Annotated in this window: 15 protein-coding genes; 9 read left to right on the top strand and 6 right to left on the bottom strand. The window is 59.5% G+C overall.

The window, feature by feature from the left end; translation table 11 throughout:
- The first annotated feature begins 30 nt into the window (after nt 1-30).
- The 5 genes from BW950_RS00630 to BW950_RS00610 all read left to right on the top strand — a co-directional run bounded on the left by BW950_RS00630 (nt 31) and on the right by BW950_RS00610 (nt 6,159).
- A complete protein-coding gene (locus BW950_RS00630; RefSeq protein WP_076487355.1) occupies nt 31-264 on the top strand; it encodes a hypothetical protein in 234 nt (77 codons plus the stop codon).
- An 18-nt stretch (nt 265-282) separates the two neighbouring features.
- Nucleotides 283-1,812 (top strand): sodium:solute symporter family protein, encoded by a 1,530-nt coding sequence (locus tag BW950_RS00625; protein WP_076487354.1) that lies wholly within the window; start codon nt 283-285, stop codon nt 1,810-1,812.
- A 35-nt stretch (nt 1,813-1,847) separates the two neighbouring features.
- On the top strand, nt 1,848-3,362 hold the full coding sequence (locus tag BW950_RS00620) for an AMP-binding protein (RefSeq protein WP_076487353.1): 1,515 nt from the start codon (nt 1,848-1,850) through the stop codon (nt 3,360-3,362).
- The gene (locus tag BW950_RS00615) at nt 3,355-4,272 is read left to right on the top strand and encodes an AMP-binding protein (protein WP_076487352.1); all 918 of its coding nucleotides are present in this window, start codon (nt 3,355-3,357) and stop codon (nt 4,270-4,272) included. Before BW950_RS00620 ends, BW950_RS00615 begins: the two co-directional genes overlap by 8 nt.
- Before the next feature lie 126 nt (nt 4,273-4,398).
- Nucleotides 4,399-6,159: a response regulator gene (locus BW950_RS00610; protein WP_076487351.1), complete on the top strand. Its 1,761-nt coding sequence runs from the start codon at nt 4,399-4,401 to the stop codon at nt 6,157-6,159.
- Here BW950_RS00610 and BW950_RS00605 read toward each other — a convergent pair.
- The 3 genes from BW950_RS00605 to BW950_RS00595 are packed head-to-tail and all read right to left on the bottom strand — an operon-like array spanning nt 6,115 to nt 9,960.
- Nucleotides 6,115-6,798: an HD domain-containing protein gene (locus tag BW950_RS00605; protein ID WP_200796769.1), complete on the bottom strand. Its 684-nt coding sequence runs from the start codon at nt 6,796-6,798 to the stop codon at nt 6,115-6,117. The genes BW950_RS00610 and BW950_RS00605 overlap by 45 nt on opposite strands.
- The gene (gene purD, locus BW950_RS15275) at nt 6,795-8,480 is read right to left on the bottom strand and encodes a phosphoribosylamine--glycine ligase (RefSeq protein ID WP_076487350.1); all 1,686 of its coding nucleotides are present in this window, start codon (nt 8,478-8,480) and stop codon (nt 6,795-6,797) included. Before purD ends, BW950_RS00605 begins: the two co-directional genes overlap by 4 nt.
- Before the next feature lie 37 nt (nt 8,481-8,517).
- The gene (locus tag BW950_RS00595; RefSeq protein ID WP_076487349.1) at nt 8,518-9,960 is read right to left on the bottom strand and encodes a lyase family protein; all 1,443 of its coding nucleotides are present in this window, start codon (nt 9,958-9,960) and stop codon (nt 8,518-8,520) included.
- 100 nt (nt 9,961-10,060) lie between these two features.
- Here BW950_RS00595 and BW950_RS00590 point away from each other — a divergent pair, with 100 nt between their 5' ends.
- Nucleotides 10,061-10,831 (top strand): NUDIX hydrolase, encoded by a 771-nt coding sequence (locus BW950_RS00590; protein ID WP_076487348.1) that lies wholly within the window; start codon nt 10,061-10,063, stop codon nt 10,829-10,831.
- Here BW950_RS00590 and BW950_RS00585 read toward each other — a convergent pair.
- The gene (locus BW950_RS00585; protein ID WP_076487347.1) at nt 10,740-11,603 is read right to left on the bottom strand and encodes an aminotransferase class IV; all 864 of its coding nucleotides are present in this window, start codon (nt 11,601-11,603) and stop codon (nt 10,740-10,742) included. The two genes, BW950_RS00590 and BW950_RS00585, sit on opposite strands and share 92 nt — an antisense overlap.
- 98 nt (nt 11,604-11,701) lie before the next feature.
- Here BW950_RS00585 and BW950_RS00580 point away from each other — a divergent pair, with 98 nt between their 5' ends.
- Nucleotides 11,702-12,181, top strand: coding sequence for an RrF2 family transcriptional regulator (locus BW950_RS00580; RefSeq protein WP_076487346.1), 480 nt, complete (start codon nt 11,702-11,704; stop codon nt 12,179-12,181).
- Here the strand turns inward: BW950_RS00580 and BW950_RS00575 are convergent.
- Nucleotides 12,108-13,334, bottom strand: coding sequence for a mechanosensitive ion channel family protein (locus tag BW950_RS00575; protein ID WP_083943614.1), 1,227 nt, complete (start codon nt 13,332-13,334; stop codon nt 12,108-12,110). The genes BW950_RS00580 and BW950_RS00575 overlap by 74 nt on opposite strands.
- 41 nt (nt 13,335-13,375) lie before the next feature.
- Between BW950_RS00575 and BW950_RS00570 the strand changes: the two genes are divergently transcribed.
- Nucleotides 13,376-13,897 (top strand): isochorismatase family protein, encoded by a 522-nt coding sequence (locus BW950_RS00570; protein ID WP_159438693.1) that lies wholly within the window; start codon nt 13,376-13,378, stop codon nt 13,895-13,897.
- A gap of 42 nt (nt 13,898-13,939) precedes the next feature.
- Here BW950_RS00570 and BW950_RS00565 read toward each other — a convergent pair whose 3' ends face one another.
- Entirely contained in the window at nt 13,940-15,208 is a 1,269-nt protein-coding gene (locus tag BW950_RS00565) for an alpha-amylase family protein (protein WP_076487343.1), read from the bottom strand.
- A 231-nt stretch (nt 15,209-15,439) separates the two neighbouring features.
- Between BW950_RS00565 and nifJ the strand changes: the two genes are divergently transcribed.
- The gene (gene nifJ, locus BW950_RS00560) at nt 15,440-18,649 is read left to right on the top strand and encodes a pyruvate:ferredoxin (flavodoxin) oxidoreductase (RefSeq protein ID WP_076487342.1); all 3,210 of its coding nucleotides are present in this window, start codon (nt 15,440-15,442) and stop codon (nt 18,647-18,649) included.
- Nucleotides 18,650-18,817 lie beyond the last annotated feature (168 nt).

The following is an 18,817-nucleotide window of genomic DNA, read 5'->3' as shown; positions in this document are numbered from 1 at the left end:
TATTCACCTTATCTCAAAAGGAGGCGCGGCATGCGCGAAATGCTGGGTCATGGCCCGGGGAGAGTGTACCTCCTGTTTCTTCTGGCAACGATTGTTGCCCTGGCAGCGACAGTGTTCACGGGATTGCTCGAACTACCCCCCGGTGGTGAACCGATCCTGTTTTTTGGATGGATGACAATGCCCCTCTTTACGGGCGTCTCCTTTGTGGTGGCCTGGCTGGTGGCCTACGTGGTCTATTTTTTCTTTTTCTGGCCCTATCGCTGATCTTCGGGAGGTACCGTTATGACATTCGATCTCTTTGCCCTGGGCCTCTTCGGTCTGATTATCATCGCCATGGCGGCCTACGGATACAAAATATCCGCCCGCACGGCCGAGGACTTCATGCTGGGCGGCCGAACCATTGGTGTGGTGGTGATGTTCTTCTTTGTTCTCTTCGCCATCTCTTCAAGTTGGACCTTTTACGGCTTCCCGGGAGTTCTCTACCGGGAAGGTCCGGGGTACGTCTTCTTCATCTGGGGATCTGTTGCCGGTTTTGCCGGCCTGTATATGTTCCTGGGGCCACGCTTGTGGGCCCTGGCAAAACTCAACCAGTTTCTCTCCCCCGTGGAGCTCCTGGCTGAGCGGTATCAGTCCAAAGCACTGCGACTCATCCTTTCGGTGACAATTCTGGCCTTCATTGTTCCCTATGTGGGTGTGCAGCCCCTGGGCGTGGGACGGGGGTTTGAGGCGCTCACCGGACTCCCTCTCTGGGTGGGCGCAGCCTACACGGCGGTCCTGCTGATCGTCCTGGTGCTGTTGGGGGGAATGCGTATCGTTGCCTGGGTGAATATTTTCCTGGGAACAGTCTACGTGACAGCGCTTCTGGGATCTCTCCTGTGGATCGTGGCGGTGCTTTTTCCCCAGGGAGGCCTTGCCGAGGCGGCCGCCCGGATTGCTGAAGCAGAGCCAGCCAAACTGGCAGCACCCGGCCCGGAGGGGACCTACACACCGGTGCTGATCTTTGGCACCTTTCTTGTGGGACTTCTGGCCTTTTCGTGGCCCCATATCACCATTGGTGCCATGACGGCCCGCGACAAAAAGCTCTTCAAGTGGTTCCCTTTGCTGATTTTCACCCTGGGCGGACTTTTCTTCTATATCATCCCTTTCATCTGGGGTTCCCTGGTGGCTCCTGCCGTGGCGCCGGGAATAACCGATGCTGCCGAGGCTGACAGGATTGTACAAACCATCATTCAAACCTATCTGCCCCCCTGGTTCGGTGTTTTTGTCCTCATGGGGGTGGTTGCAGCGGCCATTTCCACCGCTGCGGTCCAACTCATGATGTCCAGCATTCTCGTGGCACGGGATCTGGTGCAGGGGGTGATCAAACCCGATGCCGGAGACCGGGAGATCACAGCTATCGCCCGGTGGGCCGTAATAGCTATTGTGGCGGCCAGTCTTCTGGTTACCGCCGCTGTTGAGCTGGGGCTGGGACAGGAAGCGATGGCTCTCTATCTTACCGACGTGAGCGTGCCCGGCTTTGCCCAGTGGGCGCCGGCTCTGGTGGGAGGCCTTCTCTGGAAGCGAGGATCAAAACAGGGTGCCATAGCGGCCACGCTGGTGGGAACGATCTATCTCATTCTGGGTCTGATTGTACGAGATGCCCAGGGGGCCCGGGTTCTGCTCTTTGATCTCCACCCCGTTATTCCTACCCTTCCCGTGAACGCCCTGGTCTACGTGGTGGTGAGTCTCCTGAGTCCCCCCATCGACGAGCAGACCGAGGCGATATTTTTCGACGAGGTCGAGGAGTTTCTCCTCGCCGAGAGTACCCGCTGATTCCGGAGGAAGACTCCGGGAGGAGGATCAAGACGATGGCTTTCAATTTTTTCAGGAAGACCCCCAGGACTCCCCGGCAGAGGGATTCCCGGCAAGAGGCGTCCCGACAGGAGGAGTCCAGGACTCCCGGCTCCCGGGGAATGCGACTCATCTTTAACCCCTCGGGTGACGCCGCCGACATCCTGGCCTACGCGACAGGGTTGGCCGAGGGAAGAATCGCCGGGAAATACATGCTCTCCAAAGATCAGCTTCCCGATACGGTGGTGATCCAGGGAGTGTCCCGCAAGGGAATCATCGCCGGGGCAGATCTTTCGGTTGATCAGGAAACGGCAAAAAAAGAGGGAATCGACGTGGCGCGCCAGCCCCGAAGCGGCCGCTCCGGGGCGCAGCCCGTGGATACGGTCTCGCTGAACGCACTCATGACCGGGGCTTCCGATTCCTTCACCGCCGAATCGGTGGATATGGATCAACCGGCGGTCCTGCTCTACACGTCGGGCACCACGGGAAAACCCAAGGGTGTCATGCTGAGCCACACCAATTTTTACTCTCAGTGTTCCCAGGTGGTTCCCTCGGTGATGGAGATGCTCACCGAAGACCGGGTCGTTCTGGTGTTGCCTCTCTTTCACGTCTATGGACTTTCCAACGGACTGGTGGCATCGGTCTTTAACGGCTGTTCCATGGCCCTGGTGTCCCACTACTCTCCGGCAAACCTCCTCTCCACCATAACCGAACAGGAAGCGACCTTGCTGATAGCGATTCCCACGATGTACCAGCATTTGTTGCAATCCGCCCGCGTGAGAAAACAGAGCATCCCCAAATCTCTGCGAGGGTGCATCTCCGGAGGAGCCCCCCTGGCTGTGGCAACGATTCAGGAGTTTGAAGAACTCTTCCAGACCCGGATCAACGAAGGATACGGACTCACCGAGACAACCTCGGCGGTCTCGCTCAACCCCAGCGGCGAGGCCTACAAGGAGGGGTCCATCGGTCCTCCTGCGGGGAGCATCGAGATGGCGATCATGGATGAAGAAGGAACCCTGCTTCCTGACAACCAGGAGGGAGAGATCGTGATCCGGGGGCCTGTGGTCACCCGGGGGTACTGGAACAACCGCGAAGCCACGGAAGAGGCGATCCTCGACGGCTGGTTTCATACGGGGGACCTGGGCCATCGCGATAGCGACGGCTACTATTTTATTACAGACCGGAAGAAGGACCTGATCATCCGGGGAGGATTCAATATATCGCCCCGGGAGGTGGAGGAGACGATCGCGACCCATCGAGCGGTGCAGGAATCGGCCGTTGTGGCGGTCCAGGACAAGCGGGGCCGCGAAGCGGTGAAAGCCTTTGTGGTTCTCAAGGAAGAAGAGGACCTGACCCAGGCGGAGCTTTCTGAATTTTGCACAGCCCACCTGGCACCCTACAAGGTACCCAAACTCTTCGAGTTCGTCCCGGCCTTGCCCAAGAGCGCTGCCGGAAAGGTTCTGCGCCGGGAACTGCGCGGAGAGGCCCAGGACGATCGACTCATCAATCGGGAGGATTCCAGCCATGTCTAACCAGCCAATCATAACAGAACCCGCACCATTGGGAGAAATTCTCCAGGAAGTTGCCAGAAAACTGAAGCGCAAGGAAGCGATCCGCTTTGCAAACCGGCGAATCTCCTACGGCGAACTCGACAAGAGCGCCAACCGTGTGGCGAACGGCCTGAAAAAACTGGGGATCAAGCCGGGAGACCGGGTGGCCCTGATGCTCCCCAATATTCCGGAGTTCATCTACTGCTTCTACGGAATCCAGAAACTGGGGGCCACGGCCGTTCCCTTTAATGCCATGTACAAAGGACGGGAGATCGCCTATATCCTGAACGACTGCGGTGCCAGAGCGATCATCCTTCTGGCCAACTTTGTCAGTCTTCTCGACGAGATCCGTGACGAGGTTCCCGCCCTGGAACAGGTAATTCTGGCGGGCCAGCGGACGCTGGTCTTTGTCAGCCCCGAGGCAACGGTAAACGTTCAGTTCGTGGTGGAAAAAAGCCGTTTCACCGACGGAGACGAGGCGTTTCGCAGGGTGGGAGAGATGCTGGAGAAAACCCTCCATGACTTGGGCGCCCATGAGGCCTGGTACAAGCACCGGGGCAGCATCCGTGCCCGGGGCAGAAAACTGGCCACCATCCTGGTCTCGGAGATCGAAAATCTCTACGTAATCAACACAGTCTGCTTCCTGGGCCCCTTGAAGACAGAGGATTTTTTCAAGGTCATTTGGGTAACACCCGAGGTCAAGGATAAAGTGGTGGAGCCCCTGACCAGCGTAGAGGAGCTCACGGGAAAACGGCCCTCCCTGGAGTCGTTTCGCGATGCCTTTGCGGCACGCCTGGAGGAGTCCTTTGGCGAAACCGTGGAACCGGGCGATCTGAAGCGGGACGAGCTCTTTGGCTACGAAAAGACCCGGGCCCTGGCCTACCGAAAATAAACCGTCCGGCTTTGTGGTCCGGGCTTTATGTCCCGGACTTTATGTCCCGGACTTTAAAATGAAGGATATATGAAGGATGTATGGTGACAGAATGTAAAAAAGCGGGTATGGTACCACACTAATTGTATGGCACGCCTTCTCGTAGTCGATAACGACCCGGACATTCTTGATCTCTTGCGCATCGGCCTGGAATCACTGGGATACCAGGTTCGAACCGCCGACAGCGGTCTTGCCGCCCTCAGAGCGATTGAGGAAGAGATCCCCGATATCCTCATCACGGACCTGATCATGCCCAACATCAGCGGCGAGAAACTGCTGAAAATCATCCACGCCGTCCCGGAATGGGCCGATCTCAAGACCATCGTGATCTCCGGCGTGGCAGCGGAGGCTCCGGAACTTCGCAAGGCCGTGCCCTGCGACATCTATATCGCCAAAGGGCCCATCGCCAGCACCCTGAAATACCTCCAGGACTCCATTACCCATTTTGAGCAGATGCGAACCATCTGCGAGAAGGGTCGCGTTGTGGGAGCCGATGAGATCCATTCGCGCCACATCACCCGGGAACTGATCGATTTCAAGGCTGAGACAGACAAGATTCTGGATCATATTACTGACGGTATCTGCCGGGTCGATACATCCCGGACGGTGATATGGATGAACGTTGCCTTCAGCAATCTTCTGGAGAGACCGGAAGAGCTCATCCTGGGGCGCGATCTGGAGACCTTCCTCCACCCCAAGACCCGCCAAAATTTTGACTCTCTCCTGGAGAACCAGGAGACCCTGGCTGTAGAGGTGGAGGTTCCCCTTGCATCGGGAGGCACCAGGCTTGTGCGGGCCCGAAGAATATCCGCTCCTCCCCGGGGGGATTGTTGCACCACTCTACTCTGGCAGGACGTAACGGACCGGCTCCTGTCAGAGGAATACTACGAGAACATCGTGGAGAGCACGAGCAGCCTGATCTGCACCACCGACCAGGAGGGGTTTATCAACTACGTGAGCCGCTCCTGCCGACGCATGATAGGACGATCCCCCCAGGAAATGCTCGGCCGCAAACCCTGGGATTACGTTGCCGATTCCCACCGGGATCAGGCCCGGGAACAGTTCTCGGAGATTCTGGCGGAGTTCCTCGCGGGGGAAACCCCCGAGACAAATCTCTGGGAGGTTCCCGTGGTGTTACCCAACGGCACCGAGATCATTGGGGAGGTCCATGCCAGCCCTTTTCGGAACAGGGCCAACCGGATCATGGGAATCCAGTTGGCCCTCACAGACATCACAGCCCGGCGACACCTGGAAGACGAACGCCAGGCTCTGCTCCACGAGGTACAGCATCGGGTTCGGGACAATCTCCAGCTGGTGGCAAGCCTGGTCCGCATCAGCCACCCCCTTCACGTGGACACCAGGATCGCTGCGGTGAGCGAGGTCTTTGACGAGCTCTACCTGGAGCAATCATTTTCCCGAATCAAGGCCCGGCCCCTGCTTGAACGGATCATCTGCCTGGGTCTCACCACCCCGGAATACCGGGTAACCGCCGATGTTTCCTATCACGTGGAGGCAGAATTTTTGCCCATGCGCTCGGCCGTTCCTCTTTCGCTGATCATTACCGAAATCATGGAACGCCTGATACCGGAACGAACAAGACGCATCGCCATCACCGTCTCTCTGGTCGCCCGGGAGGAGCAGCTGGTCCTCACAATCACCGGAAGCTGTCCGGCCGATGAACTCTCATCACCGGCAGGGGGCTCCACGAACAGTATGACCTGGCACGAGGGCTGTCCCGATATGCTGGAGGTCCTGGCAAGTCAACTGCGAGGCACCTGCCAGGAGAACACTCTCCCCGAGGGGCTAGGTTTCACCGTGGCCTTCGCCGAGGATCTTCTGGTATCGTAGCTCCAGGGCACCAAACAGACGCTTGCCAAGAATTGTACAGAACCGGCTCCTGCTGGTAGCGAAGAACTCTTCCAGACGAGGATAGTCGGGAAAGGCCTGCTGGTTCTCTTCGGGGTCATAGCGACGGCCTCTCTCGTACACAACAGCCTGCAGGCACATATCGATCAGATTCATGTCTCTCACGAAGCGAGCCGTTTCCGTCTCGCCCCGGGCGTACTCCCGCCAAAGCTCTCCCACCGACGCCAGATCGGGGGATATCCCTCCAGGCACGTCCAATCCATCCCGACAAAGTCGTTCCAGGGCAGCCTCTTCGAGCTGCTCCTTTCTGACCGTCGAGAGAGGCTGTGCATCGGCAGATGCCCTTCGGGGAATATCACCGGTCTCAACCTCGGCGATGTCATGGACCACAGCCATGGCCACGGCACGAAAGCGGTCTACGCCTGCCGGAGCAAGAAGCAAACAGAGTTGTGCCGTCCCCCAGCTGTGATCAGCCACGGACTCGGGGCGTTCCACGCCCCGCAAAACCCAGCCCGTCCGCGGGACCTCCTTCAGCCACGCCAACTGTTCCAGGCGATCCAGGAGAGGGTCCAGGCGATCCAGGAGAGGAGTCTCCTCGCCGGGAGGCTTTGTGTGGTTCAAGAACAGCACCCCTTCGGTCCGGGGCCTTCGTCGAAGAAGAGCTGTCCATCATCCTGCAGGGATCGGTAAAAGCACCGCCTCCGGTGGTTTCCATGGAGATCCTGCGTGTGGCAGACACCCTGCCCGTTCAGACGGACCCGATAAAGAAGGGCATCCTGATCGCAATCAACCCGAACCTCTTCCACTGTCAGGGTGTCGCCGCTGGTTTCGCCCTTGATCCAGAGCTTGTTTCGACTGGTGCTCCAGAAGGCGGCACGCCCCGAGGCCAGGGTGTGTTCCAGGGCCTGGGCATTCGCGTAGGCCACCATCAGAATGTCGCCGCTGTCAGCCTCCTGAACCACCACCGGGAGTATCCCCCCCCGTTTGCTGAACTGGGGCAAAAAGACCGTTCCCTCTTCCATCACCCGGGAGATAATCGCATCCCCGCCGATGTCGCGCCGGAAAGAGATCCCCCGAAAGGATATCTGCAGCATCCTCTGATACGCCCGGAGTCGTGCCTGGTCTGGATCGTCACCCACGGCAGAGACCGTAAAGACCCGTCCCCCGGCGGTGGAAAGGATCTGTTTTTCTTCCCGGACCTCGTGGTAAAAGACCGCCCGGGTTTCATCAGGCCCGCCCCCGTCGTCGCGAAGCAGTTCTCCCTGGGCAGACGGGCCTGGATACCCCGCTGAAACGGCCACCACCGAACAGGCAGCACCGGGGCGCACCCCGAAAGAGGCTTCGCGGGCAGCCTCCATGAGCCTCCCCCGGGCCAGCCCCAGAAGCAACGTTGCAAAGTTGCCCTCCAGGAGAGGAAGTGTCACCTGCGCTTCGGGATCGCCAAAACGGATCTTGTAATCCACCATCTGGGGGCCATCGCCGGTGAGGATCAGACCGAAGTGGAGAAATCCCCGGTAAGCGCCGGCCCCGGGGGCGGCTTCCTGGTGAATTGCCTCTACGCTGGGTTTGATGATCCGACTCTCAATAACCTGGATAATCTCCGGCGAGACGGCGGGGTTGGGAATAATCGCCCCCATTCCGCTGGTATTTGGACCCTGCCCGCCCTCTCCTGCTTGTTCGTAACTGCGGGCAACGGGCATGAGGAGGTAGCCCGATTCATCAACCAGGACGGTAAGCGAGACTCCGTCTCCCCGCAGATGTTTTTCTATAACGACCCGCTCGCCGGCCGCCCCGAAGCGACGTTGCCGCAGAGCCCCGTCGATGGCGACCTCGGCGGCGTCCCGGGAGGTGCAGACGGTCACGCCCGATCCCCGGGTGAGGCCATCGGCCTTCACAACCACGGGGATACCCAGTTCATCCACCGCCGCAAGAGCTTCTTCAGTATCGGTGCAGGAGCGAAAGGAGGGCGTGGGGATTCCGTGACGAACCATCATCTCCTTGGCCGCCGTTTTGCTGTCTCCCAGGCGTGCGGCCTCCCCAGGAGGCCCCACGACGGGGATACCCAGGCGACGAACCTCGTCGGCAAGCCCCGCTACCAGAGGGGCTGCAGAGCCTACCACCACCAGATCGGGGGCTTCCTGACGCAGGAGATCAGGTGTGACCTCTGTCGGCAGGCACCGGTACTCCCGGGCGATCCCGGGGTTACCCGGGACCACCGTCACCTCCACCGAGGGGTCACCTGCAGAGAGGCGCCAGGCAAAGGCGTGCTCCCGGGCGCTGGAACCGACAATGAGAATCTTCACGTTACCCTCCTCCCTGAACCAAGCGGCCCGCCCTCCCTCAGGAAGGACTGTCTTTGCGAAGTTGAGCCACCCGTTCTCGATGATTTGCACAAATCCGGCGCGTTCGGGCAGCGGCTCGACCGGTGTAGCGGGAAGGATCCGCAAAGAACTCTTCCGGATCTCCCCCGGTCAGACGCCGATAGGTGGCAGAAACGGTGGACCACACCGCCTCATCGGCCCGCACCAGTTCAAGGAGTTCGCCCTGCCCCTCATCAGCCGCCAGGGTGAGACGCCGCACCTGCTCGTGAGCATCGGCAACTCCGCCCGCAGCAAGAAGGATGTATAGCGGTTCAGCAATTACCCGCCGGGCACCCTCCCGAAGATTCCGCTCGATCCCGCCCCGATCGACCCGGAGACGCTCGATGATAGAACGCATCCGCTCCAGAGCCGCCACAAAACCTGCTACATATTCTACCACGAAACGACCCGAGGCAGAGTTGGAAAGATCCCGCTGATGTTCAGAAATCTGATCCATGAACCAGGTCATGGCCCGGGGTGAGAAGGCTTTCCAGAGACTTTTCACATGCTCGGCGTTCCAGGGATTGCGTTTGTGGGGCATTGTGGAGGATCCCACCTGACCCTGGGCAAAATATTCGGAGAACTCCCCGATCTCGGAACGCTGTAGGTGCCGCAAATCGTCGGCGAGGTTTGCCACCACCCCAAAGGCGGTGTTCATCTCCAGAAGAAGCCGCAGGAGCGGTTCGGGGCTCACAATCTGCGTGGCGTGTTCCCCCGGGGCAAGCCCCAGATCGGCCAGAACCTGCCGCTCCAGCTCTTCAGGATCGGGATGCAGAACACTGGTGGCGTTGTATGCCCCCACGGCACCGGCGAGTTTTCCCCGAAGATCGCCCGCTGCTTCGGCGATTCTGGCAATGCTGTCACCCAGACGGGAGACATACTCTGCCATGGCAAAGCCCAGGGTAATCGGAACCGCATACTGACCGTGGGTGCGCCCGATAGAAACCGTCTCAGCCTCATCCTCGGCCAGTTTGATCAGCAATTCCTGGAGGTCCAGCAGGAGCGGCACCACCACCTGCTGCGTCGCTTCGCGATACCGGATCGCCGCTGCTGTATCCAGTATATCCACCGAGGTTGCTCCCAGGTGGACCAGGTGCTGAATCTCCTGCGGAAGGTGGCGCTGGATCACATTTACGATAGCCCGCACATTATGGCGCGTGGTTTCCTCTTCCCGGTAGACCTCCCCGGCACTGACCCGGCGGGGCAGATCCCGGATCTTCTCAAGGTACTCCTCCTTGCGGGCATCTTCGCGAAGAACATGGGAAACCAGATGCCGCAACAATACCGCCTCTACCTGAACGCACTGCGCCACAGAGGCCTCTTCGCTGAGAATATCGGCCAGACGGTCAAAAAGAGCCTGGTTTGCCAGATAATACCGATGATCCAGGGGAGACAGATTGCGAAAACGATTCTCACTTTGCATACGCTATGATGGAAAGAACCGGGACCTTTGTAAAGACCGGCACGACAAATCAGAAGCGGCGTCTTGATCTTTCCCTCACCCCGACAGTAGCTTTCTACCCATGACCCAGGAGCAGCAGTTTCATCGCCTGCTTGGTGCCCTCCAGGCACCTTTACACGGTCCCGCAGCAAACCTCCCGGGATACCGTGCCCACAAGCAGATGGCCCCCTTTAGCGGAGCACATCCACACCGGACTCACTCCGGATCCTGCCGGGAGGGCGCCGTCCTTATTGTGCTGATCCCCCGCTACAGCCCCGACGGCCTGGAGGTTTTGATACCCCTGATAGAGCGCTCCCGCGATGGAGGCCCCCACTCGGGGCAGCTTGCTCTTCCCGGCGGGGGACGGGAGGAGCAGGATACAGACCTCACAGCGACAGCACTTCGGGAAACCCTGGAAGAGACAGGCCTGGAAACCGGGCGGTGCACCGTGATGGGGAGCCTCTCTCCCCTCACCGTTGCGGTGAGTTCCTACCTGGTAACCCCCGTGGTCGCCTTTACCGAGAGCCCCCTTGAAACCATCCGGTTCTCCCCCAACCCCCGGGAGGTAGCCAGGATACTTCTCATCTCACCGGCTCACCTGACCGAAAAGGCAGGCACGGCACGCCTGATGGTTCACGGAGTTGCCCGTACCGTCCCCGCCTACATCCTGGATTCCCGGCCCCTCTGGGGTGCCACGGCGATGATCCTCGCAGAACTTCTGGCCCTCCTGCCCCTCTGGCCCCGCACATCCCGGGAGTATTCTACCCTGAGTCAGTCCTGCTTCCGGGCAGAACCAGCGGTTCCAGATGATCCGCAAGCCAGCGGTTGTAACGGGACGAAATCTCCCGGGTAATCTCTCCCGGAGGCCCCAGCAGATGATCGTCGATCCGGCTCACGGGGACCACTCCCCGCGTTGCTGAAGAGATGAAAAGCTCCCTCACCCGAGGCAGGTCATTCTCCTTCACGGGAGAAAGCTCCAGAGGCAGGAGGTCCCGGGCCGTACGGAGGACGATCTTTCGGGCGATCCCCTGGAGCACTCCCTCCCCGGCGGTCCGCAAGACTCCATCCATCACGGCGTAGACGTTTGAGGTAGCCCCCTCGAGAATACGCCCCTGATCATCGGTAAGGAGGTACTCGTAACCCCCCTGTTCAGCCCCTCCGGCACAGAAGGCCTGGCGGCGGTGTATCCAGGAAACAGCCTTCACCTCGGGTTGGTTTCGCGCCGCTCCCCGCTGAATTCGGCACCGGGCTCCTTCCCGGAGAATTTCCGGGGGAACCGGTCGCGCCTCCTCAAGATGAATCCCGTACCACGGAGGGTCTTCCAGCATAGCGGCCACACGAAACCGGATATCTCCCGCCTTCCGAGACTCCCGAGACTCCTGATATCTTCCAGGAAGGTGATTTGCCAGGATCGAGCGGATCTGCTCACGGGGAACGTGCAGATCATGCCCCAGGGCACGAGCGGAATCCTCAAGCCGCTGAAAGTGTCCGTCCAGGTCCAGAACCTTGTCGCCCTGCCAGGTGCGAGCCACCAGATAAACTCCATGAGAAGAGAGGGGCTCTGGCGCTTCCTGCAATACCTCCCGCAGGCCCTCCGGCCGCAGTTCCAAACGTATCTCCTTCACACCCTCTCCTCCTGCCGACAGACGGCCGAACAAACTTGAGTATTTCCCTCGCACTTATTATACTGCAGAAAATATTTTTCCTATCCCCGGAGCAAACCATGAGAATAACCACAAAAGGCCGTTACGCCCTGCGGGCCTTGATCAACCTGGCGGCAACATCCCAGGGAAAACCCAAGCCTATCAAAGCCATAGCCAGAGAAGAAAAGATATCCCCGGAGTTCCTGGAGCAGATCTTTTTCAAGATGAAAAAAGCAGGCCTGATCAACTCCGTTCGCGGACCAGGCGGCGGATTCATGCTTCACCGGGACCCGGCAACGATCACGGTGAAAGCTATCTTTCTTGCCGTGGAAGAGGGGCTGGACCTGACCCCCTGCACTCCCTGCACCCTGCCTGAATCAGCGGATCCGCAAGACGATTCAGACCCCTGCAGCAAAACCGAACAATGCATCGCCCGCAGCGTCTGGAAAACCATCTCTGACCAGATTCTGCAGTACCTTGAAACCATTACTCTGGCAACGATCCTTGAAGAGAATCAGGAGAAACTTCAGGCTCTCCTGGAGAAGAGTCTGCAGGACTAACCGGCCCAGCCACTCCGCTGCGCACATGCACATCCATTTGGGGGAAGGGAATCTCGATCCCCTCCTTCCGAAAGGCTCTCCAGATCTCCAGATTGCACCAGCTTGAAGCAGGCATGCGCTCCCGGGCATCGCGTATCCACGTTCCCAGGCGCAGGGTGATCCCCGAATCGTCGAAGGAGACCACCCGGTAGAGCGGCTCCTTGCCGGGAACGGCAAAGGGGCAGCGTCGCCCCACCTCCAGCAACACCTCCCCCACCTGGTCGAGATCGCTGGAGTAGCTCACCTGGACCGCGTTCAGCAGCAGAATCGAGAGATCGTTATAGGAATAATTATGCATGGCGGTGCTGGTTATCTCCGAGTTGGGGATGATCAGCGTCTCGTTGGTCACGGTGTTCACGATGGTGTGAATGAACTTGATCTGCTGCACCGTTCCCTCGAGAGAGCCCACCAGAATCCGGTCCCCCTCCTTGATAGGCCTGGTAAGAATAATGATGATCCCGGCAAAGCTGTTAGCCACCACATCCTGAAGGCCAAAGCCGACACCAATACCCAGCACACCAAAGAGGACCGCCAGAGAAGAGAGATTGATTCCAATAACACTGAGCCCCACCACGATAGCCAGGCCCATGGCAGCAAACCGGACAACGCTCAAAAGCGAAAAAGCCCGGGCCGCATCGAGATTCAGATGGCGCATGAGCCCCTGTTCCACAGACTGGCGGGTGATCCTGGAAAACCATCCGGCAAAGTAGAAGACAGGAATCACCAGAAGCAACGTCACCACCGAGATAGATGTCCCCCCGGACTGGAAAAACGGCTGATTCAGGGTCTTCACGGCGAAGGATATCCACCGGACCATCTCTGTTCCCAGCAAACGCGAGGCCAGAAGAAAGATCGTCGTGATCCAGGCCAGGCGCGTTACCCGGTGGGTCCACCGTTCCGCCCGTTCCTTGATTGGATCGGCGATTGCCAGCTCCCGGATGAAGCCCCGCAGGATCAAAAAGACTATTCGCAAGAGCGCTCCCACCAGGAGCAGGGGCAAAAAGAACTCGAGCACCAGCTGGAGGGGCGAAAAAGGCAGATCCAGCACCCCCAGTCTCATGGGCTCCAGCAGGAATGGAGAGAGGAGCGGCGGGAGTTCAACAAGTTCGTTCATTCCTTCATAATAGCAGAATGCGCATTACCCGTGACAATACAATGGCAGTAATTATCGATGTTCAGGAACGGATACTTCCCGTTATGGATCAGGCCGATCAAACCGCAGCGCGGATCGTTACCCTCTGCAAGGGGCTAACCCTGCTGGACCTTCCCCTGACCGTGACAGAGCAATACCCCCAGGGGTTGGGTTTCACCCTTCCCTCGGTACGGGATGCCGCCGGCGAGAAGGCGGCCCTCCTGGTGAAGGCCTCCTTCAGCTGCTGCGACGACGACCCCTGCATGGCTCATCTGGAAGGTCTCAACCGGAAGGTTGTCATCCTTGCGGGGATAGAGACCCACGTCTGCGTGCTCCAGACGGCGCTGGATCTGCTTGAACGGGGATTCATCCCCGTGGTGCCCGTCGATGCTGTCTCCAGCCGGACACCCCGGGACCGGGAGACGGCCCTTCTCCGCCTTCAGCAGGAGGGAGCTCGCCTGACCACGACGGAGTCGATTCTCTTCGAGCTCACCCGGTCCAGTGCCGCCCCGGAGTTCAAGGATATATCCCGGCTTATCCGTTGACTCCCCCTTGACCGGGTGCCGTTCCATTGCCGGGGAGCCCGATCAGCCCGAGAGCCCGGATTCTCCTGGGCCGGATTCTCCTGGGGAAGACGCTCCGAAGCGGAGCCATAGCACCTCCCGGGGCTGGAGCTCGAAGGAAAAGAGAGGCCCTTCCCGGGATGGAAAAAGAAGATCCCCCGTGAGAAGATCTTCCACCACGCCGCTCTCGGGCCAGGGATACTTGTCCAGACGATCGCGAAACTCCACGGAGTCCCGCGAGAGATTCTGCAGGCAGAGTATCGAACTGTCCCCGCCACCGCCCCGCTCCAGTACCATGAGCCGGGGATCAGCAGGAATCACCCGCTGGGGGCTCAGGGGAGCGAAGGCAGGCTCCCCAAAGCGTATCTGCAGGAGTTGCCCCAGGTGCGGAAGTACCAGCCCGGCCAGCTCCCGGAAATCGTCACTGGCCGTTCCGTCGGCACCATCAGGTGCATTCGGAAGGGCCGGGACCTGAACAAAAGCGGGAACCCCTGCCAGGGAACACTGCAGAGTCTGAAGGGAGAGAATGCTCTGGGCCTGTTGCTCCAGAGGGAGGTTTTCATCCACCCGAAAGCCTTCTTCACCACCCCTGAAGAGAAGCGGCACCTGGTTGATCCAGGTCCGGCTCCCTTCCGGCTGGGGCAGCGCCAGAATCCACTCCTGCAGTTCCCGGGTGTCCTCCTTCAGGACCGCTTCGAGCAAAACCTCCCCCAGGGGCTCTCGACCTCCCCGGGGTTCGCCCCCGGGCCAGGCCAGATCGTCGCCCCGGGAATGATCACCCGCCAGAAGAAGCCCCGGATCGGCCTCTTTTAACACCTTCCTGATAAAGCACCCCTCCCGGGAACCCTCGGGAGACAGGGAAAGCCCGAGAATCTGCACCCCCCGGGAAAGATCTTTCAGCAGCTGCTCCAGCAGAACCAGACCTTGCTCCGCCGTTCCCTCGGTATCCAGGGTCAGATCTGTCATGAGCCGATAGTCCCTGGCCAGCTCTCCCGGTGCCCCGTCGGAGAAATCGGCCACCGAAGGAAGGCGAATGGCCGAGAAAGTGTTCTCCCAGACCTCTTCCAGAAGGTACTGCAGCTGCTCCGGATCGGTCCCGCCAGAGACATTCCCGGTCAATACCAGCAGGGCATCGCCGCTTTCCAGGGGGAACTCCCCCGGCAGGGAAGAAAAATGACTCCGATGTTCTTCCAGGGCTGGCCGCACCCGATCTATCAGTCCCTGAATGCGCTCAACTAGGTCTGGAGCGTCGGGGTACAACTCCTGTACAAGATCAACAAGTGTGCTCGTCATTCCCCCAGAATAGAGAATAGGAGCTCCCCCGGCAAGGGAAAATTGCGGCCAGGCCACCAGGCCGGTTATCGTGAAATCGGGAACAACAAACGATCCCGGAGAACATCATCACGCTTGCATTGAACGGTAAAGAGAGCTATAGTTATCCCATCAAATCTCCCGAACCGTCGGCTCCCGCGCCGAGTATCTCGGCATGGCCTGAGGCGACAATCACGAGATAAAGGAAGAAATATGCCGAAAAAATTTATCACACTCGACGGAAACGAGGCGACGGCACGAATCGCCTACGCCTTCAGCGAGGTGGCGGCGATCTACCCCATCACACCCAGCTCCAATATGGGGGAGTTCGCTGACGCCTGGGCCGCGGAGGGTCGCAAAAACCTCTTCGGGGAACCCCTGGAAATCATCGAAATGCAGAGCGAGGCCGGTGCCGCCGGTGCAGTTCACGGATCCCTTACAGCAGGGGCCATGACCACCACCTTTACGGCCAGCCAGGGTCTGCTCCTGATGATCCCCAACATGTACAAAATCGCGGGGGAGCTCCTTCCCACGGTCTTTCACGTCTCGGCTCGCTCCATCGCAGCTCAGTCTCTCTCCATCTTCGGGGATCACTCCGATGTCATGGGCGTGCGCCAGACCGGCTTCGGATTGCTCTCCAGCGCCAACGTACAGGAAGCCCAGGACATGGCCGCCATCGCTCACCTGGCATCCCTGGAATCACGAATCCCCTTTGTTCACTTTTTTGACGGCTTCCGGACCAGCCACTCCATGCAAAAGATCGAGGAGCTGGACTACGACACCCTCCGGGACATGCTCGACATGAAGCACGTGGAGCAGTTCCGCGCCAACGCGCTTCGCCCGGAGAAGCCCATGGTGAAGGTGGGCGCCCAGAACCCTGACGTCTACTTCCAGGGTCGGGAGACGGTGAACAACCTCTACGACGCCACCCCGGAGATCATCCGGAAGTACATGAAGCTCTTCGCCGAGAAAACGGGCCGCACCTACGATCTCTTCCAGTACGTCGGTGCCGACAACCCCGAGAAAGTGGTCATCGCCATGGGAAGCGGTGTCGAGACGATCGAGGAGACGGTAAACCATCTGGTAAAACAGGGAGAAAAGGTGGGTCTCCTGAAGGTCCGCCTCTACCGCCCCTGGTCTGCCGAGGATCTCGCCAAGGCAATTCCCGCCTCGGCAAAAAAAATCGTGGTCCTGGACCGGACCAAAGAGCCTGGCGCACCGGGCGAACCCCTCTACCTGGACGTGGTTCACTCCCTGCGGGGCCGGGACGTTGAGATCATCGGTGGTCGCTACGGTCTCTCCAGCAAGGAGTTCACCCCCGCCATGGTCAAGGCCGTCTACGATCACGCCGACGGCGCAGCAACCCACGATTTCACCGTAGGTATCAACGACGATGTCTCCAACAAGAGCCTTCCCGTGGGCGATGTAATCGACACCGAGCAGGAAGGTATCGTGCGGTGCAAGTTCTGGGGCTACGGTTCCGACGGTACCGTGAGTGCCAACAAGAACTCGATCAAGATCATCGGAGCCGAGACAGACCTCTTTGTTCAGGCCTACTTCAGCTACGACTCCAACAAGTCCGGCGGTTTCACCGTAAGCCACCTGCGCTTCGGAAAAGAGAAGATCCAGTCGGAATACCTCCTCACCACCAGCGATTTCATCGCGCTCCATCGGCCCCAGTATATCGGACGCTTTGACATCCTCGAGGGAATCTCCCAGGGAGGAACCTTCCTGATCAACACCACGGCTGCGCCGGAGGATGTCTTTTCCACCTTTACCGCCTCCATGCAGCAGACCATCCTGGACCGCAAGGTGAAGGTCTACGCCGTGGATGCCTCCAAACTGGCCAAGGAAGCGGGCCTGGGCAACCGGATCAACACGGTTATGCAGGTGGCCTTCTTCAAGCTTGCCAAGGTTATCGATCCCGACAAGGCGATCGAGCTGGTGAAGAAGTACGTGGAGAAGCAGTTTACCAGCAAGGGCCAGGAAATCGTCGAGAAGAACTGGAAGGCCATCGACATGGCCATTGACGCCGTGAAGGAAGTCCCCATTCCCGCACAGGCCGAAAAGTCCGTCGCCGAAACCGTCCTGGTTCCCGAATCGGGCAGCGAGTTTGGCCGAAAGATTCTGGAGCCGATCTGGAAGATGAAGGGCGACGATATCCCGGTGAGCGCCATGCCCCTGGACGGACAGATCCCCACGGGCACCAAGCGGCTTGAAATGGGCGGACGCCCCGGACCGGTTACCACCAAGTGGGCCGCCAAGAGCGAACGGGTTCAGGCCCTGGACGCCCAGTTCGAGGAAGCCTATTTCGAGTATCCCGGAAGCTGCATGGGTTGTGGAGAAATCCCCTACGTGAGTCTCATCACCCAGCTCTACGGAGACCGGATGATGATCGCCAACGCCACGGGCTGTTCCTCGATCTACGGAGGAACCTTCCCGGCCGTACCCTACACCACCGACAGCAAGGGCCGCGGTCCTGTCTGGGCAAACAGCCTCTTCGAGGACAACGCCGAGTACGGCTTTGGAATGCGCCTGGCCATTGACGCTCACCGGAACCAGCTGAAGCACAACGTGGAGGCACTCCTCGAGAAGGGCACCACGGGAGAACTGGCAGCGTCGCTCAAGAAGAACCTTGACCTCTGGACATCGGTAAGCCGCGAGGCCAAAGATGCCGCAGACCAGACCAGGTCGCTTCTCCCGGCAGCGCTGAAAAACGCCACCACCGAGACCAAGCCTGTCCTGGCCAAGATCATCGAGCTGGGCGACTACTTTGTGGACCGCTCGGTCTGGATCTTCGGCGGTGACGGCTGGGCCTACGATATCGGCTACGGCGGTCTGGACCACGTCATGGCGCAGCAGAAAAACGTGAACGTTCTGGTCATGGATACCGAGGTCTACTCCAATACCGGAGGCCAGGCTTCCAAGTCCACCCCCCGGGGAGCGATCGCCAAGTTCGCTGCCGACGGAAAAAAGACGGGCAAGAAAAACCTGGGGCTCATGATGACCACCTACGGGCACGTCTATGTGGCCAGCGTGAACATGGGCATGAACAGGGACCAGGTCCTTGAGACGATCCTGGAGGCGGAAGCCTATGACGGACCGTCCATTATCCTGGCCTACAGCCCCTGTATCGCCCACGGCTACGACATGAAAAACTCCGTGAAGCAGTCCAAAAACGCTGCCGAGTCGGGTTACTGGCCAATCTATCGCTTCAACCCCGCCAACGAGCTTGCCGGAAAGGCCCCTTTCCAGTGGGAGACTCCCGAGACCACGGTGGACTTCAACGTCTACACCGGTGCGGAGATCCGCTACCGGGCTCTGGAACTTTCCCAGCCTGAAGAGGCTGCCCGCCTGCACGAGCTGGCCAAGAAAGACAACAAGCGTCGCTTTGAGGATCTGAAGAAACTCTCCGACGCCTGATGGTGTGATCCGGCGGGTTGCCCCAGGGCAATCCTCCCGGATCCATACTCACTGCAACAATAAAAAACCCCGGCGGGATATCCCGCCGGGGTTTTTATTTGGTCTCTTGATCATCACAGCCAGGGATTTCCTCCAGAGCTGACCCAGCTCCGGGAAACCCCCTGCACC

This window comes from Alkalispirochaeta americana, assembly GCF_900156105.1.
Taxonomy (GTDB): Bacteria; Spirochaetota; Spirochaetia; order DSM-27196; family Alkalispirochaetaceae; genus Alkalispirochaeta; species Alkalispirochaeta americana.
Note: the sequence above shows the minus strand (reverse complement) of the source record. Positions and strands in the feature narration are given on the sequence as shown.

Bases quoted from the DNA above. Each gene is read 5' to 3' on its own strand.
- BW950_RS00630 (WP_076487355.1), top strand. From the start codon at position 31: ATGCGCGAAATGCTGGGTCATGGCCCGGGGAGAGTGTACCTCCTGTTT.
- BW950_RS00625 (WP_076487354.1), top strand. From the start codon at position 283: ATGACATTCGATCTCTTTGCCCTGGGCCTCTTCGGTCTGATTATCATC.
- BW950_RS00620 (WP_076487353.1), top strand. From the start codon at position 1,848: ATGGCTTTCAATTTTTTCAGGAAGACCCCCAGGACTCCCCGGCAGAGG.
- BW950_RS00615 (WP_076487352.1), top strand. From the start codon at position 3,355: ATGTCTAACCAGCCAATCATAACAGAACCCGCACCATTGGGAGAAATT.
- BW950_RS00610 (WP_076487351.1), top strand. From the start codon at position 4,399: ATGGCACGCCTTCTCGTAGTCGATAACGACCCGGACATTCTTGATCTC.
- BW950_RS00595 (WP_076487349.1), bottom strand. From the start codon at position 9,960: ATGCAAAGTGAGAATCGTTTTCGCAATCTGTCTCCCCTGGATCATCGG.
- BW950_RS00590 (WP_076487348.1), top strand. From the start codon at position 10,061: ATGACCCAGGAGCAGCAGTTTCATCGCCTGCTTGGTGCCCTCCAGGCA.
- BW950_RS00580 (WP_076487346.1), top strand. From the start codon at position 11,702: ATGAGAATAACCACAAAAGGCCGTTACGCCCTGCGGGCCTTGATCAAC.
- BW950_RS00575 (WP_083943614.1), bottom strand. From the start codon at position 13,334: ATGAACGAACTTGTTGAACTCCCGCCGCTCCTCTCTCCATTCCTGCTG.
- BW950_RS00570 (WP_159438693.1), top strand. From the start codon at position 13,376: ATGGCAGTAATTATCGATGTTCAGGAACGGATACTTCCCGTTATGGAT.
- BW950_RS00565 (WP_076487343.1), bottom strand. From the start codon at position 15,208: ATGACGAGCACACTTGTTGATCTTGTACAGGAGTTGTACCCCGACGCT.
- nifJ (WP_076487342.1), top strand. From the start codon at position 15,440: ATGCCGAAAAAATTTATCACACTCGACGGAAACGAGGCGACGGCACGA.